The following is a 25,844-nucleotide window of genomic DNA, read 5'->3' on the forward strand; positions in this document are numbered from 1 at the left end:
GCCAGCTATTCCTATGAACAATGCCTTGCGCCAACTGGATCTGAATCTCCTGGTAACGCTCGATGCCTTGCTTGCCGAGCATAATGTGACCCGAGCCGCCGAGCGCCTGCATCTGTCCCAGCCTTCGGTCAGCGTGCAGTTGGCCAAATTGCGGAATGTGTTCGACGATCCCTTGCTGTTGCCCGGTCCGCGCGGCATGCGACCCACCGCTCGTGCCGATGAGCTAAGAGAACCTCTGCGTCAAGCGCTGGACGCGCTGGAGCGAGCGGTCACACCCGGGCGTGTCTTCGACCCGGCTCTCGCGAGTCACACCTGGCGTGTCGCCGCGACCGACTACGGCGCTTCAACAATCCTGTTGCCAGCCCTGGCCGACTTGCGCGAGGCGGCGCCCGGTACGCGGTTGACGCAGGCGGTGCGTGCGTGTCTTGAAGGGGCTTGGGACGCGTGTTTGAGGACATGGATTCATGCCCATGTCGAGGCGTATGTCCAGACTTGCCGCAAGCATGATATCGTCATGTATAAGCTAAATAAATAATGGCTTTATCAAATAGTTAAATAATGTCATTCTTGACCCGTTGCAGGAAATCCTCGAGAGGGGGCGGGCTCCGCCGGAGCTTGGGTAACGGGTGAACCAAGGGGTGTGGCGCTGCTGATTTATTACGGATTGTGCTTGTGACACGTGCCGACCTGTCTCGGACATACCGCACTTATCCCCTATATGGAGACTGTTGTGGAGAAGATCGACTTCAAAAAACGTAATAAGGCGCTATACCAACCACCGACAAAAGAGTTTGTCTTGATCGACGTTCCGACAATGCAATTCGTGATGATCGACGGTGAAGGCGACCCCAATACCGCGGACAGCCATCGAAAGGCCATCGAATGGCTGTATTCGGTCAGCTACGCCATGAAGTTCGCCGCCAAAGCCGGCGCCGGCCAGGATTATGTCGTCCCGCCGCTGGAGGGGTTATGGTGGGCTGACGACCCGCAGAGTTTCGTCGACCGGCGCAAGGATCAATGGCGATGGACCATGATGATCATGGCCCCGGACTTTATCGATCAGACCATGTTCCAGGATGCGGTCGCCAAAACATCGAAAAAATTCGGCGCGCCTCCGACAACGCTGAGACTGGCGGCTTACCAGGAAGGACCTTGTCTCCAGACGATGCATATCGGCTCGTACGATGACGAAGGTCCGACCCTTGCGCGATTGCACGATGAAATCATGCCGTCGCGAGGCTATGGATTCGCCGGCCCTCACCACGAAATCTATATAGGTGATCCGCGCAAGGTCGAACCCTCGAGACTGAAGACGATTCTGCGTCAGCCGGTGCGGCCGGCTTGAGTGGATGAATCCCGCTCAAGCCGTCGCCCTGCCACGGTCAGGCGTACATCTCATTCAGTTGTCGCTGCATTTCTTCGCCTGATACTTGTTTCTTGTGCGTGGCGATGGTCCAGGTATTGCCGAACGGATCGATCACGCGGCCTTCGCGCGAGCCGAAAAACATATCGGTCACCGGGCTCAATTCCTTGGCGCCTTCCTTGATGGCCAGCGCGAACGTGGCATCCGAGTCGGGGACGTAGATTTGCGCCAGCAAGGGCTGCTCCGGCCAGCCTTCCATCGATTCGCCCAGGTTGATGCGCGAGTCGCCGAATTTCAATTCGCAGTGAACCACCTTGCCGTCCGGTGTGTTCAGGCGCAGCAGTTCTTCCGCACCGAACACTTTCTGGTAAAACTTCACGGCATCGGCCACGCTGCTGACGATGCTGTTTGGAGTGATGGTGCTGACGCCTTCAGGTTTTCCTGTGGTATTCATCGATCTCTCCTTCGATTAGCCAACGTGCGCAATGACATGGCAATCGCTGCCATGGAATAAATATCCATGGTGGACCTGACCTTTGCAAGAACAGATTGCCGGCGACTGACTGACGAAGCTGGCATGCTCTTGCATGGATGCCCTGCCAGCCAAGTCGTCGGCCCTGGAAAATGCCTGCAACCTGCATGAGCAGAGCGATTCATGAGCATCTCACCGATGCTGAACGTCGGGAAATCAACATACTGACCACAGAAGCCCGCGGAAAATCGAGGGATAACCCCATGGTTATCGACTTTTTTTCCGTGCGTACCTGGACCCGATGATCGGCCTGAGTCACCCCTTGGCGATATGGGCGAACCGGCTGCCTTGATGCGGGACGAAGCGGTGCGGGCTCCAGGCATGTGAGCGCCAGACTTTCCGCATGGAGTATTCCTTCCCATTTCATCTGATATTCACTATATCGAGATGTTTCTTGGTTACGTTGTTTAAATACAATTTATTGTGTATTAAATTGCTTTTTTGTTGGATAAACAACATTTATCGGGAGTTATCTTGCGTGATCGACTTTACGGTTAAATCTATAATTTTGTGTGTTAACGAGGAAAAGTCGTCAGGAAGTACGCTATGTTGGATTTAAGCTTCAGTAAGCCCAGTGAGATCGTCAAGCGACTTTGCGAGCGTCTGCGTACGGAGCGTCTGGCGTCGCAGATGACGCAATCCGAGGTGGCTGCCCGCGCTGGCATCGGGACCAATACCGTGTCCAATCTGGAGGCAGGGCGCAATGTCGGATTTGAGAATATCGTCCGCGTCGCCATGGTCCTTGGGCGTACCAAAGAGCTTGAGGGCCTGTTCTTGCCGAGATTGGACAGCCTTGACGACATTCGCCGCTATGAAAACAGCGCCAATCGTCGTCGTATCAAGAGGAAGCCGGGCAATGCTTGAGCAAGTGGACGTGTACTACGAGGGCTGGAATGAGCGGTGGCGATGGGGCACGCTGATGTCGACGACCGCTATCACTGGTCGCCCTCAGATTGTGTTTGAGTACAGCCAGGAAGCCAAGCAAAAAGGTCTGGAGCTGTCATCCTATACGTTGCCGCTCAAGGGCGCTCAGCTGCGTCGAGGTTTTCCATCCCACCAGTTGGGTTTGCCCGGGCCTGTCTATGACGCATTGCCCGATGGGTGGGGCATACTGTTGATGGATCGTTTGTTCCGGCGCCGAGGTCTCAACGCGGCGCGTATCGGAGCACTGGAACGACTGGCTTACATCGGCGGCAATGCGATGGGGGCCATGTCGTTCGAACCCGTTGCGCCTGAGGGGCTGGCGCCGCAAGTGCATATCCCGCTGGACCTGCTGGCCGCCGAAGTGCGGGAAGTGCTTCATGGGGACGGCGGGGAATTTCTGCAAAGATTGCTGCTCGTGGGGGGCGCCCTCACGGAGCCCGGCCAAAAGCACTGGTCTATCGCAACCCTCAAACCGGTGAATTCACCACCACTGCCACGTCGGGATTTGACGCTTGGCTGGTTAAGTTCCCGGCCAGGGATGAGCATGCGGAGGTGTGTGCTATCGAAATGGTCTATGCCGAGTGTTTGCGAATGTGCCAGATCCAGACACCCGACACGCACTATTTCAGTCTGCCCAATGGACTGGCGGCATTCGCCAGCAAACGTTTTGATCGCGAAGGCGATCTGCGCGTGCCCATGCAAAGTCTCGCCGCTTTCACCGGAGCGGATTATACGTCTCCGGGAGCCTTGGACTACGTGAATTTCTTGCGCGCGACCCAGATGTGTACCAACGATGTACGAGAGAAGTCGGTTGCCTTCGAGCGTGCCGTCTTCAATGTCGTGTTCAACAATCGGGACGATCACCCCAAAAATTTCGCCTACTTGATGTCGCCAAGTGGCGACTGGAAACTGGCGCCGGCTTACGACGTGACCTTCTGCGAGGGGCCTGGCGGATATCACCAGATGGATGTGATGGGTGAGGCATTGGCCATCGATCGCGCCGCGATGTTGCAACTTGCTGAGGAGGCCGAGGTTTCCGCGGAGGACGCACGCAGCATCATTGACGGCATTTGCGAGGTAGGCAGCCGGTTTGCCGCAATCGCCGATAGCCTGTTTCCGCAGCTTATCACCCGGGACACCCTGCACATGATCCAAAGCCGCATCGACCAGAATGGTAGTCTGCTACGCAAGGGTTAGGTCGTCACGAACGCGCTGAAATGAATTGTCAAACTACTGTTCACAGAATTCCTGACACCTCCGACAATCGGAATTGACCTGACAGTCGGGCTCCGTCAAAACGGGAGACTGTCAGGTCAAGTCTGAACTTCTTACGTTTTTATGCATGTCTGCGGTCAGAATACTAGCGCTGTGCTCCTCGGCGGTTTTCTCCCCGCTTGCGCAGCATTTCATACAGCTGGCCAGGCCCCAGCAGCGTATCGCGGATGCCGTCGCGCACCCGGCTGGAGTTGAGTGCCTGAGAGCTCATGCTGTTGTGGGCATCCAGCGCGTCCATGATGGCGTTCAGCAGGGAATTGGCCAGGTCGGGCGAGTTGGAGAACTGCTCCTTGGTGTTGTTCATCGCCTGGTCGATCAATAGTTCATCTTCCAACAGCTTGCCCTTGATCACGCCATCCACGTAGACCAATTGGTCGCCGTCGGTCAGCTCGCCTTCGAACAGGCCGTTCACCTTGGCGATGATCTCGTCCAGCAGCGCCTTTTCCTTGTCCTGCAGCGCGCCAGAGCCGGTGGCGTCGATGGGCGGTAGCTTGGGCGTTTCGCCTTCGGAGAGGTTGAGCCGCTGCCGGCCCTTGTCGCGAAGGGAGTGGTGGGTCAACACCAGCTTGGACAGGTCTACCGTCTCGCGCTCGCGGCCAAACTCCAGCAGCGGGATCAGGCGCTTGTAGAACAGATAGCGCTTCTCGATGTCGGTGTTGCCGTAGTCGAAGATCTGCGACAGGAAGGCATACAGCCGCAGATAGGCGCCCATATCGCCCTTGAACAGCAGCAGCGCGTCCTGTTTGTCCTTGGCGGCCTGGGCGGCGGCTTCGTCCTCTCGGGCCAGGGCGTCGATGCGTTCCTGCTGCGCGGCGCCGTAGCGTTTGAGCAACCGGTCCGCAACGGGCGCGATGGCGGCGACCAGATCGCTTTGCTTGGCCTTGGGATTGGTCTCCACCGCGGCCACCCGGTCCACTTCGAAGTCGTCGTAGTAGCCCAGGGAATCCAGCTTGGCGCGCAGGTCATACACCAGATGCGGGTCAGTGCAGGCCTCCAGCTCAGCCGTCTCGTAATAGGTCTTGAACGCGGCCAGAATGGCTTCCGGCTCGTTGACGAAGTCCAGGATGTAGGTGGTGCCCTTGCCTGGATGGGCGCGGTTCAGGCGAGACAGCGTTTGCACCGCCTGTATGCCGCCCAGCATCTTGTCGATATACATGCCGCACAGCAGCGGCTGGTCAAAGCCGGTCTGGAACTTGTTCGCCACCAGGAGCAAGTGGTAATCAGGCGTGGCGAAGGCCTCGCGGATGTCGCGGCCATTGAGGCCAGGGTTCAGCTCGGCGCTGGCTTCCGTCACGGCTTCCGGGAAGGACTCGCTGTCTTCCACCTCGCCGGAAAAGGCCACCAGGCAGCCCAGCGGATAACCCTGGCGCTTAATGTAGCCGGCGATGGCCTTCTGCCAGCGCACGGCCTCCTTGCGCGAAGCCACCACCACCATCGCCTTGGCCTTGCCGTCCAGCAAGGGCTGAACGTTTTCGCGGTAGTGCTCCACCACCACTTGAACCTTCTGGGCGATGTTGTAGGGATGCAGGCGCACCCACTGCATGATGCCCTTCATCGCCTCGCTGCGCTCCACCGTCTTCTCGTCCCACTCCTTGCCCTCGTTGGCCAGCTTGAAGGCCATTTTGTAGGTGGTGTAGTTCTTCAGCACGTCGAGGATAAAGCCTTCCTCGATGGCCTGGCGCATGGAGTAGACGTGGAACGGTTCCGGCTTGCCGTCCGCGCCCTTGCGGCCAAACAGCTCCAGCGTCTTGCCCTTGGGCGTGGCGGTAAAGGCGACATAGGTCAGGCCGTCGCTGCCGGCGCGCGCGGCCATCTGGGCGGCCAGCACGTCCTCGGTGCCGATCTCGCCGCCATCTTGCAGTGCTTGCAGCTCTTCGGCCGAGAGCAGCTGTTTGAGCTTGGAGGCCGCTTCGCCGGTTTGCGAGCTGTGCGCCTCGTCGGCGATCACGGCGAAACGCTTGCCCTCGGTGGCCGCCAGCTCTTGCACCGCTTCCAGCGCGAAGGGGAAGGTCTGGATGGTGCAGACGATGATCTTCTTGCCGTCCTTCAGTGCTCGCGACAGTTGCTGGCTCTTGCTGCCATGCTCGTTGGTGATGGTGGCCACCACGCCGCGCGTGCGCTCAAAACTGAAAATCGCCTCCTGCAGCTGGCTGTCCAGCACGGTGCGGTCGGACACCACCAGCACGCTGTCGAACAACTTCTGGCCTGCCGCGTTGTGGAGGTCGGCCAGGAAGTGCGCGCTCCAGGCGATGGAGTTTGTCTTGCCGGACCCGGCAGAGTGCTGGATCAGATAGCGCAGCCCCGGCCCGTTTTCGCGCACATCGGCCACCAGCTTGCGGGTGGCGTCCAGCTGGTGATAGCGCGGGAAGATCATGCCGGTCAGCTGCTGCTTGTCGTTGCGTTTGGCAATCAGATAGCGGCCCAGAATTTCCAGCCAGCTGTCGCGTGCCCACACCTCTTGCCACAAGTAGCCCGTAGCCGGCGTATACGCCGCCGGGTCATTGCCCGCGCCGCCGTGGTTGCCGCGGTTGAAGGGCAGGAAGAAGGTTTGCGCGCCGGCCAGGCGGGTGGTCATCATCACTTCGCTGTGGCTCACCGCGAAATGCACCAGCGCGCCGCCGGGGAAGCTCAGCAAGGGTTCGACGAGCTTGCCCTTGGGCGCCGGCTCGCGGTCAAAGCGGTATTGGTCCACCGCATCCTGCACGCTCTGGGTGAAATCGGATTTCAGCTCCACCGTCGCCACGGCGATGCCGTTGAGGAACAGCACCAGGTCTATCGCTTCCTGCGGGTTGTTCAGCGAGTGACGCACCTGCCGCACCACGCGCAGCCGGTTGGCGGCGTAGCGCTCGGTGATGGCCGGGTTCAGGTCGAAAGCCGGCTTGAACTGCGCCAGCATCAGCTTCTGTTTCAGGCCCAGCATGTCGATGCCGTGGCGCAGCACGTCCAGCGCGCCATGCTCGTTCATCTGCTTGCGCAGGCGCTCGGCCAGCACCGTCTTCGCCTGCGCGCCGTGGGTGGCCTGCAGCTTCTGCCAGCTGTCGGCCTGGGCGGCTTCCAGCCAGGCGATCAAGTCCGGCATAAACAGGGCGTGCTGCTTGTCGTAGCGCGCGTTGTCGCCTTCGGCATACAGCCAGCCGTGGGCGGCAAGGTGTTGGCAAATCTCGGTTTCGAAGTGGTGTTCCCGGTGCAGGTTCATGGCGTGCTTCGTTTTGTTTTTGTGCCCGGTTGGGCTCAGGATTCGAGATAACAGCGTTCAATCAGCGGCTTGGCCTTTTCCAGATCGTCAGCGGTGCGCAGCGTCAGCTCCAGATCTCCCGTGCCCCAGTGGCCTATCCCGCTCACGTCGCGCGAGAAGTTGTCTTCCAGCGCCACCTGCTTGGGGTCCAGTTTCAGCGTTACCTGCAGCCGCTTGGGCAGCGCCACCACGCAGGCGAAGTTCTTGATGCGGCGGAAGGCGGTATACAGCTTGAGCTGGCGCTCCTGCACGTCTTCGCCCAAAGACAGAATGAACGCCGTCAGCGCGGCATACAGTTCGCGGATCTCCGGGCTGTTTTGCGCCAGTTGCTCTTCATGGGTCTTGTCGCGGGCAGTTTTGGAAGAGGAGGGCGCGGCCGACTCGTCCGCCGCTTCGGCCGGGGCCACGTCCAGCGCCTTTTCGCTGATAGTGTTCACCCGCTCCAGCAGCAACAGGTCGGGGTCGAAAAAGCGGTAGCGGATCAGCTCGATATTGCGCGGAATCTGCTGCACGGCGTGTTCGTCGTAGCGAGTGAAGTCGCTGGCAATGCATAGCAAGCGGGTGCCTTTCCACTCGATGTCCTCCACCGCCTGCTTGCCAAGCTTTTCCATCACCAGCCAGTTGAACTCGGCCTTGTGGTCCAGCAGCCAGTCCAAATAGAACAGGCCCTGGTTGATCACGTTTTCGTTGCTGGCGCGCTTGTATTCGATGATCACCGGGCAGCCGTTCTCGTCCAGCCCCAGCGAGTCGATGCGGCCGCGATGGGTTTTGCCGGTGGTGTATTCGCTGGCCAGAAAGCGCACGCCCAGCAGCGTTTCCATCTGGCCTTCCACCAGGTTTTGCAGCTGGCGCTCGCGCTTGGCGTGATAGGCGGCCAGCTCCACCGTCTGGCTGCCGTTGCAGCGGAACAGCTGGATAGTGCTCATAAATCCGCCACCCAACTATCGTCATACCAGGCATCCTGCAGTTCGCTGGCATTGGCCTCGGAAACCGCCGGATAGCCGCGAACCCAGGCCAGCAGCGCGTCGCGCTGTGCTGGTGTCACGCTGCCACGTTCCCATGTCGTGACAAAGCCGCCGGTATCGCCCCCGCCATAGGCCAGACCCATGCGCTCTACCACTTCAATCAAGGCATCTACATAGGCATCACATGCAGCCTCATCAAGTGGCGCATGAAAACGCACATTGAGCGCAAAACCCAGCTCCTGAAATTCGCCAACATGGAATTTCTTTCGCTGGCGGCGGTTCCAGTTGGTGAGGCGGCGTTGGGAGAGGCGGGGCAAAGTTTTCATCTATTTACCTTGTGTTTTTATTGGCAAAGCCTGCCAGCGCAGGATGCGTGCGCGGCGATGTCCAGCTTGCGCGTTGAACCGCAGGCCGTCAGCCGCCGTGGGCATGGTGTTCATGCGGCGCTTGCCTCCGGTTGCCAGTTGCGCACGTCGATTTTTCCGGTGACGGCGGCGGAGATCAGTGCGGAGCGGCGTTCTTTGAGGAGGGTGATAGCTACACCTACGTCATGGCTTAATGCGTCAAGCTTTTGAATTGCTTCATTCAGGTGAATCACAATTCGATCTTGCTCTTCTAGGCTTGGTAACGGTATTTGAAAGCGACTGATTTGGTCGCATGTTATTGCGCCTTTTGTGCTGCCCACACTATCGCTTTCTGTGCGCAAATTTTCATAAGCACTTTCCAAAACTCGAAGCAAGAAATCCTCACTTAATACGTCGATATTTGGTGATATATAAGCGAGATGCTGGTTAATTGTTGCTTTGAATCCAAGTTTGGTCGCCATGCCGCGTGTTTTACCTTGGCCTGTTATGCCCAAGAGCATAGTAGGAGGAGATATAACAGGAAGATGGCACTCTTTCAAAGCGAATTCAGTCACAAATTGGTCTGACTCAGTTACTTCTTCTTGGTTAACAACTGAGCTATTTAGCCAAGGAAAACCTTCCTCGGCCCAATAGTCCGGGTTGTCTCTGCTTGGTGTCGAGCCATTTCCAATTTTTGCCAAGTAGCGTAAAGGTGATGTTTCCCAATGCGCCGGCACCTCTCCCAGCCACGCAATGCCAGAGTCCTTCATCGGCGCATCCGGGTTCAAGCCCTTGGTGACGGCGTGGGAGATCACGGCTTGGCGCTTTTCGGCCAATAGCGCGATCAGTTTTTCCTGCTCGGCGATGAGGGCATCGATTTTGGCGGTTTCACTATCGGTAAATGTAGCTATGGAGAGCAGCTCATCTTTGTCAGGAAGCGCAAATTTGATCTTTTCTACATCTAAAGATGACAGATGCTTTACAGTTGTGGAGTAAGTAACATCATTAATAGCTTTTAATGGAATAGGAAGGCTATTTCGGATAAGCGATGATAGTGCTAAATCACCAATGCGCACGCAACACATCCGCTGATTTAGGAGAGCTGGTTCTGAGCCGAGCCAGTATCCAACATTAAAATCACCGTCCATCCCTATCAGGATGTCACTACGCGTGACTTCGGCGGCCTTAATATATTCACCGCTATATTTTGTTGCGGTAGTGGCCGAATCCAGATCTCGAATGCGAATGAGGGGGTAGCCACTAGACTCGGTAAAAAGTGCTGAGTTGAAAGGATATCCGTTAAATACCGTAGCAATATCTCTCAGACGAACTATACGCCAATGCACCGGCACCTCACCCAGCCACGCCACGCCGCTATCTTTATATTCCGCATAGGGCCGCAAACTCATTCCGCCAACTCCCCCAGCATGCGCAGGATGTTGGCCGACACGGCTTTCAGCTCTTCGTCGATCTCATGCAGACTGCGCGGCGGCTCGAACACGTAGAAGTGGCGGTTGAAGGGGATTTCGTAACCCACCTTGCTCTTGCTCTCGTCTATCCAGGCATCCGGCGCGTGCGGCAGCACTTCGCGCTCGAAATAAGCCTGAATGTCTTCGGTGAGCGGCACGTTCTCGGTGTCGCGCAGCGCGCTGTCCGGCTGCGGCTTGCCTTTTTGCTTGCCCTTGAGACCGAGCACGATGTTGCCGGCTTCGTCGCGCAGCGGGCGCTCCACGGTTATGGTGGTGTAGCCGAATTCCTCGTTCTTGAACATGCGCGACAGCGGGGCCAGCTTGACCTTACCGCCGGCCGGCGCTGCCGGTTTTGTGTCGGTGCTGCTGACGATGCGGCGCTCCACTTCCTTGCCGTCGGCGTCCAGCACGGTGGCGAGGTCGGCTTCGATGAATTCGCCATACAGGCGCGAGATATCGCTGATGTGCTGGTCCGACATTTCCTTGCGCTTGCTGCCCAGGCTCTTGCGCATCTTCTGCCAGAAGCTGCTGCCGTCTATCAGTTGCACCCAGCCCTTGCGGTCTTCTTCCTTGCGGTTGGACAGCACCCAGACATAGGTGGCGATGCCGGTGTTGTAGAACATGTCGGTGGGCAGGGCGATCAGCGCTTCCAGCAGGTCGTTTTCCAGCACGTAGCGGCGGATTTCGCTTTCGCCGCTGCCGGCGCCGCCGGTGAACAGGGGCGAGCCGTTGAGCACGATGGCGAAGCGGCTGCCGCCGTCCACCGCCGGGCGCATCTTGGAGATCAGGTGCAGCAGGAACAGCATGGAGCCATCGGACACGCGCGGCAGGCCGGGGCCGAAGCGGCCGTCGAAGCCTTTGTCCAGATGCTCCTTGCGCACCTCTTTTTCCACTTTTTTCCACTCCACGCCAAACGGCGGGTTGGACAGCATGTAGTCGAACTTGCGGCCGGCGTGGCCGTCGTCGGACAGGGTATTGCCGGCGATGATATTGCCCACGTCCTGGCCCTTGATCAGCATGTCGGCCTTGCAGATGGCGTAGGACTCGTCGTTCAGCTCCTGGCCATACAGGGTCAGGCGGGCCTGCGGGTTGTGCTCGGCCAGGAATTCGTCGGCCACCGACAGCATGCCGCCGGTGCCGGCGGTGGGGTCATACAGGGTGCGCACGGCGTGGGAGCCTGCCAGCAAGACGTCGTCGTCTTGGTGGAACACCAGATTCACCATCAGGCGGATCACTTCACGCGGGGTGAAGTGTTCCCCGGCGGTTTCGTTGGAGAGTTCGGCGAACTTGCGGATCAGTTCTTCAAAAATCAGGCCCATCTGCATGTTGTCCACTGCTTCCGGATGGAGGTCGATATTGGCGAACCTCTCCGTCACCAAGTACAAGAGGCCGGCTTTGTGCAGGCGATCGATCTGGGTGAAGAAGTCGAAGCGCTCGAAAATGTCGCGCGCCTCTTCCGAAAAGCCCTGGATGTAGCTGTAGAGGTTTTCGCGGATGTGGTCCTGATCGCCCTTGAGCCTGGTGAGGTCCAGCGGGCAGGTGTTGTAGAAGATCTGCCCGGCTGTGCGTTTGAGGAAGGGATCGGGATTCAGTCCCTGTGCCTGCTTGGCCGCGTTCTCGGCCAATACGGAGTTTTTGGTGGCATCCAGCACGCAATCCAGGCGGCGCAACACGGTGAAGGGCAGGATCACCTTGCCGTAATCGGATTGTTTGAAGTCGCCGCGCAGCAAGTCTGCGACGGACCAGATGAAAGCGGAGAGGGTTTGCTGGTTCATGGGGTCTTGTATTGCCTCAGTCAGTCATGACTGAATGCCATTTGGCTGAAATTGCCGTCCATTATACGGTGCCAATGCCTGCTATGGCGTGATCTTGATAAGGTTTGCACCGTCCGGACTGACTTATGTCATACGAGGCGAAGTCTGGATCATGCTTGGTGTGAATTTCAATCAAAAAAGTAGAAAGTCCCACTGGATCTCGAGATCGTGAAGGGATAACCGTCCGGGTGCTTTGGCCTCATAGACTGAGAAGCATGATGAACAGATGATCATTTCTGAGTATGAGTGTCTGGCCGGCTGTTAAGCGATATCAGGGAAAGTCCCCTGGCATTATTCGGCATGACCCCTCCCGCTAGATGCGGTGTGAACGGTTCCAACCCGGCTGCAGGAATTCCGGATCAGTATTGTGTGGAAAGTTGAAATCTGGATCTTGTTGTCGTTTTGCCTGTCACGGACCGACCCCTGGCCTCCGGACAAAAAAAGGGCCGGCATGGTTGCTGGCCCTTTTCACTCTGGAGTCACTCGATCACTAAACCATCAGCGCTCTATCATTCCCACTCGATCGTTGCCGGCGGCTTGCCGCTGACGTCGTAGACCACGCGGTTGATGCCGCGCACCTCGTTGATGATGCGGTTCGACACCTTGCCCAGCAGGCTGTAGGGCAGCTCCGCCCAGTGCGCGGTCATGAAGTCGCTGGTGACCACCGCGCGCAATGCCACGACGTAGTCGTAGGTGCGGCCGTCGCCCATCACGCCCACCGATTTCACCGGCAGGAACACCGCGAAGGCCTGGCTGGTCTTGTCGTACCACGACAGGCCGTCCTCGTCGCGGGTGTTGCGCAGCTCTTCGATGAAGATCGCGTCGGCGCGGCGCAACAGATCCGCGAAATCCTTGCGCACTTCGCCGAGGATGCGCACGCCCAGGCCCGGGCCCGGGAACGGATGACGGTACACCATGTCGTGCGGCAGACCCAGCGCCACGCCCAGCTCCCGGACTTCATCCTTGAACAGCTCGCGCAACGGCTCGAGCAGTTTGAGGTTAAGGGTTTCCGGCAGGCCACCCACATTGTGGTGGCTCTTGATGGTGTGCGCTTTCTTGGTCTTGGCGCCGGCCGATTCGATCACGTCGGGGTAGATGGTGCCCTGGGCGAGCCAGCGCGCGTTGGTGAGCTTCTTGGCTTCGCGCTGGAACACTTCGACGAATTCGGCGCCGATGATCTTGCGTTTCTTTTCCGGGTCGGTTTCACCGGCGAGCTGGCCCATGAAATCGGCCGAGGCGTCGACATGCACCACCTTGACGCCGAGGTTCTTCGCGAACATGTCCATCACCATCTGGCCTTCATTCAGGCGCAGCAGACCATGGTCCACGAACACGCAGGTCAGCTGGTCGCCGATGGCGCGATGGATCAGCGCGGCGGCCACCGAGGAGTCCACCCCGCCGGAGAGGCCGAGGATGACTTCTTCGTCGCCGACCTCGGCGCGGATGCGCGCCACGGCGTCATCGATGTAGTTGGGCATCGTCCAGGACGGGGTCGCGGCGCAGATGTCCAGCACGAAGCGGTGCAGCATTTCACGGCCCTTGCGGGTGTGGGTCACTTCCGGATGGAACTGCACGCCGTAGAGGCGGCGGCGCTCGTCGGCCATCGCGGCGACCGGGCAGGAGTTGTTGCTGCCGATCACGGTGAAGCCCTGGGGCGGTACGGAGACCTTGTCGCCGTGACTCATCCAGACTTCAATCACATGCTCGCCATTGGGCAGGGTCTTGTCCGCCAGTCCGTCGAACAGGCGGTTGGCGACCGTGCCGACTTCGGCGTAGCCGAATTCGCCGACGTGTCCGGATTCGACCTTGCCGCCCAGCGATTGCGCCATCCACTGCATGCCGTAGCAGATGCCGAGCACGGGGATGCCCAGTTCGAGAAGGGCGGGATCGGCCTGGTAGTCGCTTTCGTACACCGAGTTCGGCCCGCCCGAAAGGATGATCCCGGCCGGATTGAATGCACGGATTTCTTCGATCGGCATGTCGAAGGAATGCAGTTCGCAATAGACGTGGGCCTCGCGCACGCGGCGCGCGATGAGCTGGGTGACCTGGGAGCCGAAATCGAGGATGAGGATCTTGTCCATGCGTGTCCTAAGGTGAGTCTGAATCAATAATCAAAAAGGTATGAGGTCAATCGTTGCCCCTGGCCGGTTCTTCCCGCCGGCGCATCAGCGGCCGTGAGCGTTCCGGAATGCGGTCGCTGCGGGCGAACAGGAGCAGGATGCCGAGCAATACCATGCCCAGCGACAGGACGTGACTCATGCGCAGGGAAGCCGAATCGTAGTAGTAGACGGCCGCGCCGCCATAGACCAGCATCGGGGCGCTGACCAGGGTCGATTTGTTGAGTCCGTCCACGATAATCAGCAGCACGCCGGTCGCGGCGAGCAGCAGGGCGAGCAGGGTGGCGGTATCCGGCAGCAGCGAGGTGCTCTTGAGAAACCAGGCGGAGCCTAGCGTGATGAGAACGATCGGGGCGGCAAGACTCTGTTTCATCGCCTTACCCCTTGTTGCGCATCAAGCGCTGCTTTTCCCGCTGCCATTCGCGGTCCTTCTCGGATTCCCGTTTGTCGTGCTGCTTCTTGCCCTTGGCAAGGCCGACATCGGCCTTGATCCTGCCTTTGGCGTAGTGCAGGTTGAGCGCGATCATGGTGTAGCCCGCACGCTCCACCTTGCCGATGAAACGGTTGATTTCGCTTTCGTTGAGCAGCAGTTTGCGGGTACGGGTCGGATCGGGCTTGACGTGGGTCGAGGCGGATTGCAGGGGCGTGATGTGGGCACCGAACAGCCAGAAGGCGCCATGCTGCCAGATCACGTAGCTTTCCTTGAGCTGAACGCGACCGGCTCGAATGGCCTTGACCTCCCAGCCTTCCAGCACAAGCCCGGCTTCCACGCGATCCTCGATGAAGAAGTCGTGAAACGCCTTGCGGTTGTCGATGATGCTCATGCAGGGATCCTTGAAATAATCCGATATTCTAGCAGACTCGGGCGTCAGGCTAAAGTTGCGCAAATTCAGCGGCTTGGCGATCCCGGTCTTGCCGGGGCTTTCCGGGTCAGGTAACGTAACGGTTTTTCGTCAGACAGATCATGCAGGTTGTAGAAAAGAGCGTTCTGGTGATGCACACTCCGGCGCAGATGTTCGCCCTGGTGGATGCCATCGACAACTATCCGCGGTTTCTTCCCTGGTGCGGCAATACCGAGGTGCATTCCCGGGAAAACGGGCATGTCGTGGCCAGCCTGCATATCGACTACCTCAAAATCCGCCAGCATTTCACCACGCGCAACATCAATACGCCCGACTCGGAAATCCTGATGGAGCTGGTGGACGGGCCGTTTAGGCATCTGGACGGACGCTGGCGCTTTCTTCCCCTGGGCCAACGCGGTTGCAAGGTCGAATTCCGCCTGAGTTACGAATTCTCCAGCCGCGTGCTGGAAAAAATCATCGGCCCGGTGTTCGGGCATATTTCCGGGACCCTGGTGGACGCCTTCATCAAGGAAGCGGACAAGGTCTATGGCGATGACTGAGACGGTTCGCGTCGAAGTGGCGCTGGCCACTCCCGAGCGTCAGGCATTGATCGCCCTCGAGGTTCCCGCCGGTACCACGGCGGCGGAGGCGGTCGCGCTGTCGGGCATCGCCGCGCGCTTTCCGTCACTCGACGTGGCGGCGATGCCGCTGGGGATTTTCGGGAAAACCGTGCCGGGTAGCCGGGTACTGATCGAGCGCGACCGGGTCGAACTGTACCGGCCCCTGATCGCCGACCCGAAAACCGTGCGCCGCGATCGAGTCGAGGCCGAACGGGCGGCGAAGCGAAAGAAAACCGCCTAGCGTTCGCGCCATCAACAGAAAAACGCCGCATCATGCGGCGTTTTGTCATCGTGCGATACCCGCCATTCATCATGGCTCCTGGGCATCATCCTCCGCGGAGAACACCCGGTTCTTGCCGGCGAGTTTGGCCTGGTACATCGCCCGGTCGGCCCGCTCGATCACTTCCATGTCGGTTTCGCCGCGATGCCATTGGGCGACACCGGCGCTGAAGGTGATGACCAGCCGGTCGTCATTGGCGAGGAAGAACGTACGCGTCAGCTCGCGCTGCAAACGCTGGATGGTCTGCATCGCTTCGGCCGGCGCGGTGTCCGGCATCAGGAGCACGAACTCCTCCCCGCCGAAACGCGCCACGATATCGGCCGGGCGCAGATTGTGGCGGATCACATCGACCAGGTACTTGAGCGCGTCGTCGCCGGCGAGGTGACCGTAGCGGTCGTTCAATTGCTTGAAATTGTCGACATCGATCAGCGCCACGGACAGCGGCGTTCCGCTGCGTTCGGTGCGGCTGATCTCCCGCTCGAAAAACTCCGCGAGGCCATGACGGTTGTAAGCGCCGGTCAGCTGGTCTTCCTTGACCTTGGCGCTTGCCGCTTCCAGCGCGGACTCCAGCTCGCGGATGCGCTCCTCGGCCGCTTCCACTTGATTGCGGGCGGATACGAGTTCGTCGTGGGATTCGCGCAGGCCGGTCTGCATGTTCGCCGTGTCGTCGAGCAGTTCGCCGACGATGCGGGTCAGGTGCTCGACATCCTGGGTTTCCTGCAGACGGACATTGTGGGCGCTGATGCGGGAATAGAACTCGCTGGTGCTGTCCGTCATGCTGCCCAGGCGGGCGATGAAGCTGTCCAGCAGCGCCTTGAGCGAGTTGGTGGCTTCGTCGAGCGAGGTCTTGAGCGTGCCCTGCTTGCGGATGACTTCCTTGAGATTGGTTTCCAGCAGATAAACCTGCTGCATCGACAGGGGCTCGTGGGCCAGGACTTCCTGCAAGGAGCTGACCTGCCCGACCAGGTAACTGTCGTCGCGGTTCAGCTGGGCGATGTTTTCCAGCATCAGCCGGATCAGTTGTGTCAGGCTGGTGACGAGACGGCCTTCCTGCTGGGCCTGCAGCTCCAGACGGATCATGAAGGAGCGCAGGCGGGCCATGAAGCTTTCCAGCGTCGTGGCATCGCTGACCGTATCCAGATCCCGGATCAGGGTTTCCAGCATGTCGACCAGCTCGGGGAAGCTGACGAGCCGCGGCTCGAGACCGTGTTTCAGCGCGAAGGCGAGGGCGCGCTGCCAAGTGTTCCAGCTCGCGCCATCGGAGATTTCTCCCAGTTCGACCAGGGAGGCTTCGCCCGCGGACTCGGCGTCGGCGTTCGTTTGGACGCCGGGCGCATCACCCTGTCCCGAAGTCCAGTTCTGGATCAGGCCGACCAGTTTCTGGTTGAGTTCTTCGGGCGAATTGCCGTAATTGATCAGGACCCGGTCAAGGGTCGATTGCTTGAAGTGCTGCGGGACCTCGGGGTTGCGCAAGTCCCAGGCGCGCAGGAGGTTCTGGATCAGCGCGCCCCAGGATTGGGCCAGCGCCATGTCGCGGGCGGCATCCTGCACATAATCGATGACCAGTTGCGGTACCTGCTCCCAGCGGCTCTCCTCGATGACCTGCTTGAGCCGGCTGAGGGTGACGCGGGCGGCGACGCTTTGCGCCTGCAGGGATTCGATCGCCCGGTACAACTGGGTGGCGAGCTTGTTTTCCCGCTCGACGGGGGTGCCGGTCAATTCGTGGTAGACGCGCTCGAAGTTTTCCGGAGTCGGCAATAGCTTGCGGACACTCAGTTGCTTGAGTGTTTCTCGAGCGACCTCGATCGGGTTGCTTGTCGTCATTCTCCAGAACCTGAAAATCGTGTGACCGGCCATTATGCGATGCATCCGTGCGAAACGTCATCTGGCCGGGTCACGGCCGGGACCTTAGCGGGGTGGGTTCCCGTTATTCGAGCCGAGCAATTGGAAAAATACCTCACCATTGCGGATCATGCCAAGCTCGTTGCGTGCCCGTTCCTCCATGGCGTCGGTCCCTTGCTTCAAATCCCGGACTTCGGCGTCGAGCGCGGCATTGCGGGCGATCAACTTCTGATTGGTCGCCCGCTGCTCCTGCAACTGCTTGTCAAGTTGCCATACCCTGAGCCAGCTGCCCTTCCCGAACCAAAGCGGCCATTGAAGGGCAGTGATCAGAATCACCAGGGTCAGGGTCAGCCAACGCATGACTTACTTGATATGGTAGAACGCCGCACGGCCCGGATACCAGGCGGCTTCGCCCAGTTCTTCCTCGATGCGCAGCAACTGGTTGTATTTGGCCATGCGATCCGAACGCGACAGGGAGCCGGTCTTGATCTGCATGCAATTGGTGGCCACGGCGAGGTCGGCGATCGTGCTGTCCTCGGTTTCGCCCGAGCGATGGCTCATTACGCTGGTGTAGCGCGAGCGCTTGGCCAGATCCACGGCCTTGAGCGTTTCCGACAGGGTGCCGATCTGGTTGACCTTCACCAGCAGCGAATTGCACAGGCCCTGACGGATGCCTTCGGCGAGAATGGCCGGGTTCGTCACGAAAATGTCGTCGCCAACGAGCTGGATGCGATCGCCAAGACGGGAGGTCAAGAGCTTCCAGCCTTCCCAGTCATGTTCGCTCATGCCGTCTTCGATGGAGATGATCGGGTAGAGGTTGACCAGATTCTCGAGGTAGTCGGCGAATTGCGCGGAATCCAGCGACAGGCCTTCGGCCGTCAGGTGGTACTTGCCGTCGCGGTAGAACTCGGAGGAGGCGCAATCGAGCGCCAGCATCACGTCCTGTCCGGCGACGTAGCCGGCGGCGTCGACCGCTTCCAGAATCAGCTTGATGGCTTCTTCATGGGTCGACAGGTTGGGGGCGAAGCCGCCTTCGTCACCGACCGTGGTGGCATAACCCTTCTTGTCGCAGATCTTCTTGAGCGTGTGGAAGATCTCTGCGCCGCAGCGCAGCGCTTCGCGGAAGGTTTGCGCGCCGACCGGCATGATCATGAATTCCTGGATGTCCAGGGTGTTGTTGGCATGCGCGCCGCCGTTGATGACGTTCATCATCGGTACCGGCAGGGCCATCGGGCCGGCGCCGCCAAGATAGCGGTACAGGGGCAGGCCGGAGTCCTCGGCGGCGGCGCGGGCGACGGCCATCGAAACCGCGAGGAGGGCGTTCGCGCCCAGGCGGCCCTTGTTGTCCGTGCCATCGAGTTCGATCAGGGTCTTGTCGATGAAGGCCTGGTCATTGGCGTCAAGGCCGATGATCGCTTCGCAGATCTCGGTGTTGATATGTTCCACGGCCTTCAGGACACCCTTGCCGAGGTAACGGCTCTTGTCGCCGTCACGCATTTCGAGGGCTTCCTTTTCGCCGGTCGAGGCGCCGCTGGGCACGGCGGCGCGGCCCATTACGCCCGATTCCAGCAGAACATCGGCTTCCACTGTCGGGTTGCCGCGGGAATCGAGGATTTCGCGGGCGACAACATCGATGATCGAACTCATGGTACTCCCCTTACGAATAGACGATTGATTATAGAGGTATGGCCGGCATGCCGGCCGTCAGGACAGCGAGTGCTCCGCAAACCCCCGCTCCTTGACCAGACTGTCGATGGCTTTGAGGGTGGACAGCAGATCCTTCATGCGGTCGAGCGGCCAGGCGTTCGGCCCGTCCGAAAGCGCCGAAGCCGGATCGGGGTGCGTCTCCATGAAAATCCCGGCTATGCCCGCCGATACGGCGGCGCGCGCCAGTACAGGCACGAATTCGCGCTGTCCGCCGGACACGTCGCCCTGACCGCCGGGCAACTGGACGGAGTGGGTGGCGTCGAACACCACCGGGCATGCCGTCTCGCGCATGATAGCCAGGGAGCGCATGTCGGAGACGAGATTGTTGTAACCGAAAGAGGCGCCGCGCTCGCAAACCATGAAACGGTCTTCGCTGAACCCCGCGTCAAGGGCGGCGGCGCGCGCCTTGTCGACGACGTTCTTCATGTCGGCCGGCGCCAGGAACTGGCCCTTCTTGATGTTGACCGGCTTGCCACAGCGGGCGACGGTGCGGATGAAGTCGGTCTGGCGGCACAGGAAGGCCGGGGTTTGCAGCACGTCGACCACGGCGGCCACATGCGGCACGTCTTCCTCGCTGTGCACATCCGTCAGCACGGGCACGCCGATCTCGTCCCTCACCTTGGCGAGGATGGCGAGACCCCGTTCCATGCCGAAACCGCGGAACGACGAACCGGACGACCGGTTCGCCTTGTCGTAGCTGGACTTGTAGATGAAGGGCATGCCGATCTCTTCGGCGATTTCCTTCAGTTTTCCCGCCGTTTCCAGCGCCTGGGCCTCGCTCTCGATGACGCAAGGACCGGCGATCAGGAACAGGGGGTGGGCAAGGCCGGCTTCGAATCCGCACAGCTTCATGGTCAGTGTCCCTGCTTGTCGCCCTTGTGGCTGAGCGCGGCTTTCACGTAGGCGATGAACAGCGGGTGCCCGTCGCGTGGCGTGGAGGTGAACTCGGGGTGGAACTGGCAGGCGAAGAACCAGCGATGGTTCTTCAGTTCGACGGTTTCCACCAGCTTTTCATGGCCGGCGGAGCGGCCGCTGATGGTCAGACCCGCCGCCTCGAGGCGCGGCACGTAGTAGTTGTTCACCTCGTAGCGGTGGCGGTGGCGCTCGACGATCTCGGCCGAACCGTACACGGTCTGGGCGAGGGAACCGGGCACCAGGTCGCACTGCTGACCGCCCAGACGCATCGTGCCGCCGAGGTTGGAGTTCGCGTCGCGGGTTTCCACCTTGCCGTCGTGGTTGACCCATTCGTCGATCAGCGCGACCACCGGGAATTCGGTGGACGTGTCGAATTCGGTCGAGTTGGCGCCGGCCATGCCCGCCATGTTGCGGGCGTATTCGATCAGCGCGATCTGCATGCCAAGGCAGATGCCCAGGTAGGGGATGTTGTTCTCGCGGGCGTAGCGGACCGCCCGGATCTTGCCTTCCACGCCTCGCTTGCCGAAGCCGCCGGGAACCAGGATGGCGTCCATTCCGGCCAGGGCGTCCACGCCGTTGCGCTCGATCTCTTCGGAGTCGATGTAGTGGATGTTGACTTCGCTGCGGGTGTGGATGCCGGCGTGCTTGAGGGCCTCGGACAGCGACTTGTACGATTCGGTGAGGTCGACGTATTTGCCGACCATGGCGATGTCGACGCTCGCGGTCGGGTGCTCGAGCGCGTCGATGATGCCGGACCAGACGGAGAGATCCGCGGCGGGCAGATCCAGCTGCAGCTGCTCGCAGATGATGTCGTCGATGCCCTGCTCGTGGAGCATCGCCGGCACCTTGTAGATGCTGTCCGAGTCGTAACAGCCGATCACGGCGTTTTCCTCGACGTTGCAGAACAGGGCGATCTTGCGCTTCTCGTCAAGCGGCAGCTCGCGGTCCATGCGGCACAGCAGGATGTCCGGCTGGATGCCGATCTCGCGCAGCTCTTTCACTGAGTGCTGGGTGGGCTTGGTCTTGATCTCGCCGGCCGTCGCGATGTACGGCACGTAGGAGAGGTGTACGTACAGGGTATTCTTGCGGCCCAGGTTGGAGCGCATCTGGCGGATGGCTTCCAGGAACGGCAGCGATTCGATGTCGCCGACCGTGCCGCCGATTTCCACGATGGCCACATCGGCATCGCCCGCGCCTTCGCCGACCTTGAGCTTGATCTCGTCGGTGATGTGCGGAATCACCTGTACGGTGCCGCCCAGGTAGTCGCCGCGGCGCTCCTTGGTGATCACGGATTCGTAGACCTGGCCGGTCGTGAAGTTGTTGCTTTTCTTCATCTTGGCGTGGATGAAGCGCTCGTAGTGGCCAAGGTCGAGGTCGGTTTCCGCGCCGTCCTCGGTGACGAAGACTTCCCCGTGCTGGAAGGGGCTCATGGTGCCCGGATCCACGTTGATATAGGGATCGAGCTTCAGCATGGTGACTTTCAGCCCGCGCGATTCGAGGATGGCTGCGATGGACGCGGCGGCAATGCCCTTACCGAGAGAGGACACCACACCGCCGGTTACGAAGATGTACTTGGTCATGGAATTACGGCCCTGTGGGAATCCGGGATTCTAACCCAAAACGGGGTGGTTTTTGAACCGCCCGCGCCAACTCTTTTTTGCCGCCGGCCCCGTTTCCGCCCCCGGGCGTCGCTTCGGGGCTGGTCCGAAGGCTTGTCCCGAAGCATCGCGGACAGTGTTGATTTAGGGGAAAAGGCGACAACTCTCAAGCGAATTCGACTTTGACAGGGAATTTCCGGTAGAATCTTGGTTTGGATCAATTTAACCATGGTGCGGATGGGCAACATTCGCCGCGTCCGTCGCCTGTCAGGCTTGAGCATCTGCCTGTATTTATGATATAAAGCCGGTTTTACCGGTTTTGGGAGTCTTAACCATGGCGCGAGTTTGCAAAGTCACCGGCAAGCGTCCGATGACCGGGAACAATGTTTCCCACGCCAACAACAAAACGAAACGTCGTTTTCTGCCGAACCTGCAGTACCGCAAGTTCTGGGTAGAAAGCGAAAACCGCTGGGTGCGCCTGCGCGTGTCCAACGCTGCATTGCGTACCATCGACAAGCTGGGCATCGAAGTTGTCCTGGCCGATCTGCGCGCTCGCGGCGAGATCTGATTCTGCGGCTCACCACGATAGCGATACTGAGGTATAACCATGCGCGACAAGATTAAGCTTGAGTCCACCGCTGGCACCGGCCACTTCTACACCACCACGAAGAACAAGCGCACGATGCCGGAAAAGATGGAGATCAAGAAGTTCGATCCCGTTGCACGCAAGCACGTGCTCTACAAGGAAACCAAGCTGAAATAAGCCGGTTCTCCCTGAAATAAAAAACCCTTCACTGTCCGATGTGAAGGGTTTTTTATTGCCCGGATTCCGTTCCGCTGCCGGGTGGCGAACCGGCGGTCAGCGGCGGCCCAGTTCCTTCCTCACCAAAACCAGATCGCTCCAGGCGCGCGCCTTGTCCGGCAGGTTGCGCAACAGGTAGGCGGGGTGGTAGCTGACGATCAGCGGCGTGCCGCGGTAATCGTGAACCTTGCCGCGAAGCGACTGGATCGAGGCATCCGTCTGAAGCAGCGTGTGCGCGGCGAAACGGCCCAGCGCAAGAATGAGCGCTGGTTTCAGATGGTGGATCTGCGCGGTGAGGAACGGCTCGCACGCGGCGATTTCATCCGCGGACGGGTTGCGGTTGCCCGGCGGCCGGCATTTGATCACGTTGGCGACATAAATGTCCTTGTCGCGATCAAGTCCGATGGTGGCGAGCATGGTGTCCAGCAGCAGTCCGGCGCGCCCGACAAACGGCTCGCCTTGCCTGTCCTCGTGCTCGCCCGGCGCCTCCCCGACGATGAGGATGCGCGAGTCGGGGTTGCCGCGGCCGAATACCGTCTGCGTGCGGGTTTCGCACAGGCGGCAGGCGCGGCAGGTGGCGACTTCGTGCTGCAGCGTTTGCCAGTCCGGGAAGACGGGAATGTCGGCGGGTTCAGGCGAGGACGGCGCCGCCACGGGTATTTCCCGGCCCGGAGCTTGCTCTTTGGGCAGGGACTCGTCCAGGGCCTGCCCAACGCCGTCCCGCTCATCCGGGCAAGGAGAATCCATGGCCGGGTGATCGGCGAAACAGCCCGGTCGGGGAAGCCATTGCGGGCCCAGCCCCAGCGCGTCGATCACAAGGTCGCGTCGGTTCACGTGCGCTTCTCCATCATTACCGCATGTTCCCGCCCGGTGCCGAGCGGATAGTAGTGTTTGCGCAGGCCGGTTTGCTCGAAGCCCAGCGAGAGGTAAAGCGCCCGCGCCGCCAGATTGCTTTCCCTGACTTCGAGCAGCATCCTCGCCGCGCCGCGCTCTTTGGCGGTGCCGAGCGCGTGTTCCATCAGCCTGCGGCCGAGCCCTTCGCCCCGGCGCCGGGCGTCGACGATCACTTCCAAGAGTTCCGCGTCATCAAGGCAGTGCATCACCACGGCGGCGCCGCAGGGCATGTCTTCATCGCACATCAGGTGTACTGTGTAGCCCGCTTCAATAGCGTCGCGCCATGCGCGCTCACTCCACGCCGCATCGCTATCGCGGGCGCAGGCAAGGATGGAAGCGACGTCGTCCTGTCCGGCGTCCCTGATCCGTATCATGCGCGCAAGGCCTGTTGTTCGCGCGAGGTCAACGCCACCTTGTTGCGCACGTACAGCAGCTCCGCCTGCTCCGGCGCGGTACGCGGATAGCTGCCGGACTGCGCGAGGCGCAAGAGGGCGCGGGCATCGGGCCGCAGCTCCGGGCGGATGGCGGTCAGGCCGAGCGCAGCGGCCTTGCCGCTGTCGGCGAGTCCGTCGCCCGCGCCTTGCCACGTTCCTTGGGGCAGGCTCACCGTGCCAAGAGGGCCCACGCCGATGGGCGAGAGCCGTTCGATGCCGTTTTCCGCGACGCGGTAGGTCGCGTGGTAGACCTCGCCCATGCGGGCATCCAGACAGATCAGCCAGTCGCCGGCTGGCGCCTGGATGGCGACACTGTCGAGTGTCGGCACGCCGATCACGTCAAGCCCCGCCGAGAACGCCAGGCCCTGGGCGATGCCGCAGGCGATGCGCACCCCGGTGAAGGATCCCGGTCCTTGTCCGAAGACCACCGCGTCGAGATCGCGCAGCGCGATGTCAAGCTCGCCGAGAAGTTCACCAAGACGGGGCAGGGCAAGGTCCGAATGTTTCTGGCCGACAGGCTCGTGGCAGTGCGCGATCCGCCCCTGATGGCTTATGGCGAGGGACAGGTAGTCGGTGGAGGTGTCAAGGGCAATGAGATTCATCGGGTAAGGCGTCCTGCGTGAAACGAACCGGGCCCGTGATTATAAGCCCAGTTCCTCCACCCAGGCGAGCGCGCCCATGTGGCACTGGTTGAGCGTGGCGGCGTCCAGTTGCAGCAGCTCGGACAATTCGGGCACGCTCGACAGCCGGTTGTCCTCGCAGGCGCGTGCCAGCTGAAGATAATTGCCGAAGGGACCCTGAGCGTTGCGCAGGGCGAGGATGGCCGCTTCGGACAGCTGGATGTGCTCAAGGATCGACTGCATCGGCATGTCGAACAGTACATCGAGCAGGCTGAACATGCCGACGATGAACAGGTCGTCGCAACGTTCGTGAGGCAGTCCCTTGCTGCGTCCCATCTGTTCCATGAAACGTCCGCGCGTGATGGCGGTTTTCTGGAGGGCCGGGGGCGCGTGGGCATCGTCGGAAGCGGTGATCAGCAGCAGCGTGAGCCAGCGGTAGAGCTTGTGGTAGCCAAGCACCGTCACCGCATGACTGAACGAGGTGATGGTGGTGTTCAGGCCCGCCGCCGCGGAATTCACGTAGCGCAGAAGTTTGTACGAGAGCGCCACGTCCCGCTTGAGGATCGCCTCGATCTCGTGGATATCCGCGTCCTGGCGCAGCAGATTGAGCAGTGTCAGCGTATTGCTGAAGGTGGGATGGATGACTTTGGCCGTCAGGGTCTCCGGCTGGGCGAAGTAATAGCCCTGAAAACCGTCCATGCCCAGTTCGCGGCAATCGTGGAACTGCTCGTGGGTTTCCACGCATTCGGCGATGCGGATCACCGGATAGCTGCGCAGGCGCGACGCCGCCATCTGGAACTGCTGTGTGTCGTGCTGTTGTACGTTGAGTTTGACGTAATTGGCGTAATCGAGAAACGCCGCGCTTGGCGCTTCAAAGGAAAAATCGTCGAGCGAGATCCCGAAGCCGAGCGCGCGCAGGTGCCGTACCCGCGAAATCAGATCGTTGGAGGGCACGACCCTGGGCGAGAGATCGAGAATCACGCGGCGCGGGGGGAGCAGTTCCAGAAAATCGCTGGTCAGCATCGCCGCGCCGACATTGATGAACGCGAGCTTGTTGCCGATCAGCCAGCTGGTCCCCATGTCGTTCAGGGTGTTGACCAGAACCTGGGTGTCGGCCATGAGTTCGGAAGGGTGTCCCGCGCTCATGGCCAGCTTGTTTTCCCGGAACAGCAGCTCATAGCCGATGAGCTGCTGGTTCCGGTTCAGGACGGGCTGTCTCCCGATGTAGGCGTTGGCGGTCGGCATGTTCTCT

General features: G+C 60.4%; 26 protein-coding genes and 1 pseudogene. 9 read left to right on the top strand and 18 right to left on the bottom strand.

Going from position 1 to position 25,844, the window contains the following annotated elements; translation table 11 throughout:
* Positions 1 to 13: 13 nt before the first annotated feature.
* Together JNO50_RS04680 and JNO50_RS04685 are read left to right on the top strand one after the other, a co-directional pair.
* Complete coding sequence (locus tag JNO50_RS04680; RefSeq protein ID WP_215796494.1) at positions 14 to 535, top strand: LysR family transcriptional regulator; 522 nt, start codon at positions 14 to 16, stop codon at positions 533 to 535.
* 144 nt (positions 536 to 679) lie between these two features.
* Complete coding sequence (locus JNO50_RS04685) at positions 680 to 1,345, top strand: GyrI-like domain-containing protein (protein WP_215796495.1); 666 nt, start codon at positions 680 to 682, stop codon at positions 1,343 to 1,345.
* A gap of 37 nt (positions 1,346 to 1,382) precedes the next feature.
* Here the strand turns inward: JNO50_RS04685 and JNO50_RS04690 are convergent, their stop codons facing one another.
* Positions 1,383 to 1,817, bottom strand: a complete 435-nt coding sequence (locus tag JNO50_RS04690; protein WP_189535186.1) for a VOC family protein — start codon at positions 1,815 to 1,817, stop codon at positions 1,383 to 1,385.
* A 624-nt stretch (positions 1,818 to 2,441) separates the two neighbouring features.
* Between JNO50_RS04690 and JNO50_RS04695 the strand changes: the two genes are divergently transcribed.
* The 3 genes and pseudogenes from JNO50_RS04695 to JNO50_RS18895 all read left to right on the top strand — a co-directional run bounded on the left by JNO50_RS04695 (position 2,442) and on the right by JNO50_RS18895 (position 4,016).
* On the top strand, positions 2,442 to 2,759 hold the full coding sequence (locus tag JNO50_RS04695) for a helix-turn-helix domain-containing protein (RefSeq protein WP_189535188.1): 318 nt from the start codon (positions 2,442 to 2,444) through the stop codon (positions 2,757 to 2,759).
* A gap of 55 nt (positions 2,760 to 2,814) precedes the next feature.
* Positions 2,815 to 3,054: pseudogene (locus JNO50_RS19190) on the top strand (HipA N-terminal domain-containing protein); the annotation flags it as partial.
* Positions 3,055 to 3,269: 215 nt separating this feature from the next.
* On the top strand, positions 3,270 to 4,016 hold the full coding sequence (locus JNO50_RS18895) for a type II toxin-antitoxin system HipA family toxin (RefSeq protein WP_229804777.1): 747 nt from the start codon (positions 3,270 to 3,272) through the stop codon (positions 4,014 to 4,016).
* A gap of 163 nt (positions 4,017 to 4,179) precedes the next feature.
* On the opposite strand, the gene JNO50_RS04710 is transcribed toward JNO50_RS18895, so the two are convergent.
* The 8 genes from JNO50_RS04710 to smpB all read right to left on the bottom strand — a co-directional run bounded on the left by JNO50_RS04710 (position 4,180) and on the right by smpB (position 14,862).
* Positions 4,180 to 7,290, bottom strand: a complete 3,111-nt coding sequence (locus JNO50_RS04710; RefSeq protein ID WP_189535190.1) for a type I restriction endonuclease subunit R — start codon at positions 7,288 to 7,290, stop codon at positions 4,180 to 4,182.
* 35 nt (positions 7,291 to 7,325) lie between these two features.
* Positions 7,326 to 8,255, bottom strand: coding sequence for a DUF5655 domain-containing protein (locus JNO50_RS04715; RefSeq protein ID WP_189535192.1), 930 nt, complete (start codon positions 8,253 to 8,255; stop codon positions 7,326 to 7,328).
* Positions 8,252 to 8,620 carry a YggL family protein gene (locus JNO50_RS04720; RefSeq protein WP_189535194.1) on the bottom strand — a complete coding sequence of 123 codons (369 nt, stop codon included), beginning with the start codon at positions 8,618 to 8,620 and terminating at the stop codon, positions 8,252 to 8,254. Before JNO50_RS04720 ends, JNO50_RS04715 begins: the two co-directional genes overlap by 4 nt.
* A 110-nt stretch (positions 8,621 to 8,730) precedes the next feature.
* A complete protein-coding gene (locus tag JNO50_RS04725; RefSeq protein ID WP_189535196.1) occupies positions 8,731 to 10,047 on the bottom strand; it encodes a restriction endonuclease subunit S in 1,317 nt (438 codons plus the stop codon).
* Positions 10,044 to 11,882, bottom strand: a complete 1,839-nt coding sequence (locus JNO50_RS04730) for a type I restriction-modification system subunit M (protein ID WP_189535198.1) — start codon at positions 11,880 to 11,882, stop codon at positions 10,044 to 10,046. Before JNO50_RS04730 ends, JNO50_RS04725 begins: the two co-directional genes overlap by 4 nt.
* Positions 11,883 to 12,430: 548 nt before the next feature.
* A complete protein-coding gene (guaA, locus tag JNO50_RS04735) occupies positions 12,431 to 14,002 on the bottom strand; it encodes a glutamine-hydrolyzing GMP synthase (RefSeq protein ID WP_189535200.1) in 1,572 nt (523 codons plus the stop codon).
* Between the two features lie 46 nt (positions 14,003 to 14,048).
* Positions 14,049 to 14,411, bottom strand: coding sequence for a hypothetical protein (locus tag JNO50_RS04740; RefSeq protein ID WP_189535202.1), 363 nt, complete (start codon positions 14,409 to 14,411; stop codon positions 14,049 to 14,051).
* Positions 14,412 to 14,415: 4 nt separating this feature from the next.
* A complete protein-coding gene (smpB, locus tag JNO50_RS04745; RefSeq protein ID WP_189535204.1) occupies positions 14,416 to 14,862 on the bottom strand; it encodes an SsrA-binding protein SmpB in 447 nt (148 codons plus the stop codon).
* Positions 14,863 to 15,002: 140 nt separating this feature from the next.
* On the opposite strand from smpB, the gene JNO50_RS04750 reads away from it, so the two are divergent.
* On the top strand, positions 15,003 to 15,440 hold the full coding sequence (locus JNO50_RS04750; RefSeq protein ID WP_189535206.1) for a type II toxin-antitoxin system RatA family toxin: 438 nt from the start codon (positions 15,003 to 15,005) through the stop codon (positions 15,438 to 15,440).
* Positions 15,433 to 15,741, top strand: coding sequence for an RnfH family protein (locus JNO50_RS04755; RefSeq protein WP_189535208.1), 309 nt, complete (start codon positions 15,433 to 15,435; stop codon positions 15,739 to 15,741). Before JNO50_RS04750 ends, JNO50_RS04755 begins: the two co-directional genes overlap by 8 nt.
* Positions 15,742 to 15,810: 69 nt before the next feature.
* Here JNO50_RS04755 and JNO50_RS04760 read toward each other — a convergent pair whose 3' ends face one another.
* The 5 genes from JNO50_RS04760 to JNO50_RS04780 all read right to left on the bottom strand — a co-directional run bounded on the left by JNO50_RS04760 (position 15,811) and on the right by JNO50_RS04780 (position 21,824).
* A complete protein-coding gene (locus tag JNO50_RS04760; protein WP_189535210.1) occupies positions 15,811 to 17,604 on the bottom strand; it encodes a GGDEF domain-containing protein in 1,794 nt (597 codons plus the stop codon).
* Between the two features lie 84 nt (positions 17,605 to 17,688).
* Positions 17,689 to 17,982, bottom strand: a complete 294-nt coding sequence (gene ftsB, locus JNO50_RS04765; protein WP_189535211.1) for a cell division protein FtsB — start codon at positions 17,980 to 17,982, stop codon at positions 17,689 to 17,691.
* A gap of 3 nt (positions 17,983 to 17,985) precedes the next feature.
* Positions 17,986 to 19,269 carry a phosphopyruvate hydratase gene (eno, locus tag JNO50_RS04770; protein WP_189535213.1) on the bottom strand — a complete coding sequence of 428 codons (1,284 nt, stop codon included), beginning with the start codon at positions 19,267 to 19,269 and terminating at the stop codon, positions 17,986 to 17,988.
* A gap of 57 nt (positions 19,270 to 19,326) precedes the next feature.
* On the bottom strand, positions 19,327 to 20,181 hold the full coding sequence (gene kdsA / locus JNO50_RS04775; protein ID WP_189535215.1) for a 3-deoxy-8-phosphooctulonate synthase: 855 nt from the start codon (positions 20,179 to 20,181) through the stop codon (positions 19,327 to 19,329).
* Positions 20,182 to 20,183: 2 nt separating this feature from the next.
* Positions 20,184 to 21,824, bottom strand: a complete 1,641-nt coding sequence (locus JNO50_RS04780; RefSeq protein ID WP_189535217.1) for a CTP synthase — start codon at positions 21,822 to 21,824, stop codon at positions 20,184 to 20,186.
* A gap of 352 nt (positions 21,825 to 22,176) precedes the next feature.
* Between JNO50_RS04780 and rpmB the strand changes: the two genes are divergently transcribed.
* Both rpmB and rpmG read left to right on the top strand, forming a co-directional pair.
* Positions 22,177 to 22,410 carry a 50S ribosomal protein L28 gene (gene rpmB / locus JNO50_RS04785; RefSeq protein ID WP_008953151.1) on the top strand — a complete coding sequence of 78 codons (234 nt, stop codon included), beginning with the start codon at positions 22,177 to 22,179 and terminating at the stop codon, positions 22,408 to 22,410.
* 39 nt (positions 22,411 to 22,449) lie between these two features.
* Positions 22,450 to 22,605, top strand: coding sequence for a 50S ribosomal protein L33 (gene rpmG, locus JNO50_RS04790; protein ID WP_017506994.1), 156 nt, complete (start codon positions 22,450 to 22,452; stop codon positions 22,603 to 22,605).
* A 96-nt stretch (positions 22,606 to 22,701) separates the two neighbouring features.
* On the opposite strand, the gene JNO50_RS04795 is transcribed toward rpmG, so the two are convergent.
* From JNO50_RS04795 to JNO50_RS04810, 4 genes are read right to left on the bottom strand one after another with little or no spacing between them, the layout of a single operon-like run.
* Complete coding sequence (locus JNO50_RS04795; RefSeq protein ID WP_215796498.1) at positions 22,702 to 23,478, bottom strand: uracil-DNA glycosylase; 777 nt, start codon at positions 23,476 to 23,478, stop codon at positions 22,702 to 22,704.
* Complete coding sequence (rimI, locus tag JNO50_RS04800; RefSeq protein WP_189535220.1) at positions 23,475 to 23,912, bottom strand: ribosomal protein S18-alanine N-acetyltransferase; 438 nt, start codon at positions 23,910 to 23,912, stop codon at positions 23,475 to 23,477. The genes JNO50_RS04795 and rimI overlap by 4 nt, the downstream gene beginning before the upstream one ends.
* On the bottom strand, positions 23,909 to 24,574 hold the full coding sequence (tsaB, locus tag JNO50_RS04805; RefSeq protein ID WP_189535222.1) for a tRNA (adenosine(37)-N6)-threonylcarbamoyltransferase complex dimerization subunit type 1 TsaB: 666 nt from the start codon (positions 24,572 to 24,574) through the stop codon (positions 23,909 to 23,911). Before tsaB ends, rimI begins: the two co-directional genes overlap by 4 nt.
* 39 nt (positions 24,575 to 24,613) lie before the next feature.
* Positions 24,614 to 25,837: an EAL and HDOD domain-containing protein gene (locus tag JNO50_RS04810; protein ID WP_189535224.1), complete on the bottom strand. Its 1,224-nt coding sequence runs from the start codon at positions 25,835 to 25,837 to the stop codon at positions 24,614 to 24,616.
* Between the last annotated feature and the right edge of the window lie 7 nt (positions 25,838 to 25,844).

Source organism: Paludibacterium paludis, from assembly GCF_018802605.1.
GTDB classification, from domain to species: Bacteria; Pseudomonadota; Gammaproteobacteria; order Burkholderiales; family Chromobacteriaceae; genus Paludibacterium; species Paludibacterium paludis.

Coding starts and splice junctions, on each gene's coding strand:
- JNO50_RS04680 (WP_215796494.1), top strand. CDS start 14: ATGAACAATGCCTTGCGCCAACTGGATCTGAATCTCCTGGTAACGCTC.
- JNO50_RS04690 (WP_189535186.1), bottom strand. CDS start 1,817: ATGAATACCACAGGAAAACCTGAAGGCGTCAGCACCATCACTCCAAAC.
- JNO50_RS04695 (WP_189535188.1), top strand. CDS start 2,442: ATGTTGGATTTAAGCTTCAGTAAGCCCAGTGAGATCGTCAAGCGACTT.
- JNO50_RS04710 (WP_189535190.1), bottom strand. CDS start 7,290: ATGAACCTGCACCGGGAACACCACTTCGAAACCGAGATTTGCCAACAC.
- JNO50_RS04715 (WP_189535192.1), bottom strand. CDS start 8,255: ATGAGCACTATCCAGCTGTTCCGCTGCAACGGCAGCCAGACGGTGGAG.
- JNO50_RS04720 (WP_189535194.1), bottom strand. CDS start 8,620: ATGAAAACTTTGCCCCGCCTCTCCCAACGCCGCCTCACCAACTGGAAC.
- JNO50_RS04725 (WP_189535196.1), bottom strand. CDS start 10,047: ATGAGTTTGCGGCCCTATGCGGAATATAAAGATAGCGGCGTGGCGTGG.
- JNO50_RS04730 (WP_189535198.1), bottom strand. CDS start 11,882: ATGAACCAGCAAACCCTCTCCGCTTTCATCTGGTCCGTCGCAGACTTG.
- guaA (WP_189535200.1), bottom strand. CDS start 14,002: ATGGACAAGATCCTCATCCTCGATTTCGGCTCCCAGGTCACCCAGCTC.
- JNO50_RS04740 (WP_189535202.1), bottom strand. CDS start 14,411: ATGAAACAGAGTCTTGCCGCCCCGATCGTTCTCATCACGCTAGGCTCC.
- smpB (WP_189535204.1), bottom strand. CDS start 14,862: ATGAGCATCATCGACAACCGCAAGGCGTTTCACGACTTCTTCATCGAG.
- JNO50_RS04750 (WP_189535206.1), top strand. CDS start 15,003: ATGCAGGTTGTAGAAAAGAGCGTTCTGGTGATGCACACTCCGGCGCAG.
- JNO50_RS04755 (WP_189535208.1), top strand. CDS start 15,433: ATGACTGAGACGGTTCGCGTCGAAGTGGCGCTGGCCACTCCCGAGCGT.
- JNO50_RS04760 (WP_189535210.1), bottom strand. CDS start 17,604: ATGACGACAAGCAACCCGATCGAGGTCGCTCGAGAAACACTCAAGCAA.
- ftsB (WP_189535211.1), bottom strand. CDS start 17,982: ATGCGTTGGCTGACCCTGACCCTGGTGATTCTGATCACTGCCCTTCAA.
- eno (WP_189535213.1), bottom strand. CDS start 19,269: ATGAGTTCGATCATCGATGTTGTCGCCCGCGAAATCCTCGATTCCCGC.
- kdsA (WP_189535215.1), bottom strand. CDS start 20,181: ATGAAGCTGTGCGGATTCGAAGCCGGCCTTGCCCACCCCCTGTTCCTG.
- JNO50_RS04780 (WP_189535217.1), bottom strand. CDS start 21,824: ATGACCAAGTACATCTTCGTAACCGGCGGTGTGGTGTCCTCTCTCGGT.
- rpmB (WP_008953151.1), top strand. CDS start 22,177: ATGGCGCGAGTTTGCAAAGTCACCGGCAAGCGTCCGATGACCGGGAAC.
- rpmG (WP_017506994.1), top strand. CDS start 22,450: ATGCGCGACAAGATTAAGCTTGAGTCCACCGCTGGCACCGGCCACTTC.
- rimI (WP_189535220.1), bottom strand. CDS start 23,912: ATGATACGGATCAGGGACGCCGGACAGGACGACGTCGCTTCCATCCTT.
- tsaB (WP_189535222.1), bottom strand. CDS start 24,574: ATGAATCTCATTGCCCTTGACACCTCCACCGACTACCTGTCCCTCGCC.
- JNO50_RS04810 (WP_189535224.1), bottom strand. CDS start 25,837: ATGCCGACCGCCAACGCCTACATCGGGAGACAGCCCGTCCTGAACCGG.